The organism is Rhodococcus sp. (in: high G+C Gram-positive bacteria) (assembly GCF_049591685.1).
In the GTDB taxonomy this organism is placed as follows: domain Bacteria; phylum Actinomycetota; class Actinomycetes; order Mycobacteriales; family Mycobacteriaceae; genus Rhodococcoides.
Map to the genome: position 1 here is coordinate 1 of NZ_JBAWFH010000302.1, position 1,556 is coordinate 1,556.

At 62.3% G+C, this 1,556-nt stretch carries 3 protein-coding genes; all 3 read right to left on the bottom strand.

Features of this window, described 5'->3' with window-relative positions; translation table 11 throughout:
• On the bottom strand, positions 1-573 hold a 573-nt coding region (locus tag WBQ44_RS12590; protein ID WP_495567026.1), incomplete at its 3' end, for a microcompartment protein.
• A gap of 71 nt (positions 574-644) precedes the next feature.
• Positions 645-926, bottom strand: coding sequence for a BMC domain-containing protein (locus tag WBQ44_RS12595; protein WP_495567024.1), 282 nt, complete (start codon positions 924-926; stop codon positions 645-647).
• A gap of 75 nt (positions 927-1,001) precedes the next feature.
• The gene (locus WBQ44_RS12600; protein WP_495567025.1) at positions 1,002-1,427 is read right to left on the bottom strand and encodes a hypothetical protein; all 426 of its coding nucleotides are present in this window, start codon (positions 1,425-1,427) and stop codon (positions 1,002-1,004) included.
• Between the last annotated feature and the right edge of the window lie 129 nt (positions 1,428-1,556).

Here is a 1,556-nt window from a genome sequence, read left to right on the forward strand (position 1 = left end):
GCTCTCCAGATCACCGGAGATGAACAAACGCCCGGCAGCTCCGATCATTTGCACATCCACCAGTGTCAGGTTGGGTGCGACACGCTCCGCACTGTTGGCTGCGACGGCCGCGAACAGAGCAGGCGCCATCTCGTACACGAGCAAGGCCGATCCGGGCAACAGCATCGAAGCATCGCGCGTGCGATTGAGGATTACCGCGTGCTGGTCACCTATCTCCTCGATGATGTCGCTGTACAGAATCTTCGGTTTGAGTTGATCCTCAGCCTTGGCACCGAGGATCGAGAGAATAGCGCTGCCTGCTCGGTCCACGACGTCGGCATCGGAACTGTGTACCTCGAGAATGCCGTACTGCCGCTCGACGTACAACAATCCTGGCTCTACCTCGGGGGTTGCCTTCAGCGCCGCATCGATCACCCGCTGAATTGCCAACGCCGGGGCCACTTCGACGATGAGCGAGTGGTCGCCGGCCTTCGGGGGGTATCCCCTGGCGCGTGTCGGCGTGGCCATGGTGGCCGCGAACTGGCGTTGCATGCCGTGGATTCGCAGATATACGCGGAGTTCGGTGGCCGGCATGGATGAGCTGGATTCAGCCGGCGGCGTGTCCCGTTTCGTGCTCGCGGCAGGCTTGGCAGGAGAGGTCGTCATTACTGATCACCGTTGATCATGAAGTGCTTGGCGAGGTCGGAGTGGGGTCGAGGAATGACGTGGACGGAGACGAGTTCGCCGATTGTGGAGGCGGTTTCCGCGCCGGCTTCCGTTGCTGCCTTCACGGCACCGACGTCGCCTTTGATGATGACGGCGATGAGGCCGCTGCCGACCTCTGCGCGACCGACCAGGGTGACGTTGGCTGCTTTGACCATGGCGTCGGCGGCGGCGAGGGAGGCGACGTATCCGCGGGTTTCGATCATTCCGATTGCATCACTCATGGGGGGTTCCTTCTCGTGTGTTGATGGTTGTTGTGGGGTTGGAGGGTTGTTCTAGGACAGCAACGTCCGCTTCGATCATGTCCGCTGTACGACGGTGACAGCGGACTTGCGGATGCGTTCGCGGGCCAGGGGAGTGATGACGACGCCGCGGCCGAGGACGAGTCGGGCCCCGTCCGAAATGGCACGTTCGACGATTCGTTCGGTCAGAGCGCCGCTGTCGATTTCGACGTCGTCCACTTTGCCCCCACCCGAAGCCGGAGTAGCTTCGGACACCGGTGGAGACTCGGCCTTCAATCGAAACGAAAGCTGACCCGATCGTACGAGTGGGCCGGTGGTGGGGTCGTCGAGCATGGCCGTCAAGCGGGTAACGAACGCGCCGAGTTGCTCATCGTTCGAGACCTCGACGGTCTGAGGGGCAGGAACAATCCCCAGTTCGGGGAGTACATCCCGGATGACCTCGCGAATGAGGGCACGCAGCTCCTCGTGATCGTGGCCGGTCATCGCCGGTTCTCCAACGCGGCTGTGGCTGCTTCTGCAGCCGTGCGTACCGAATCTTCGTCGCCGGCGAGGTAGACGCGGCCCGATGCGCCCATCATGCGATAGTCGACGACTTTGATCGGACTGGCTTTT

Bases quoted from the DNA above. Each gene is read 5' to 3' on its own strand.
- WBQ44_RS12600 (WP_495567025.1), bottom strand. From the start codon at position 1,427: ATGACCGGCCACGATCACGAGGAGCTGCGTGCCCTCATTCGCGAGGTC.
- WBQ44_RS12595 (WP_495567024.1), bottom strand. From the start codon at position 926: ATGAGTGATGCAATCGGAATGATCGAAACCCGCGGATACGTCGCCTCC.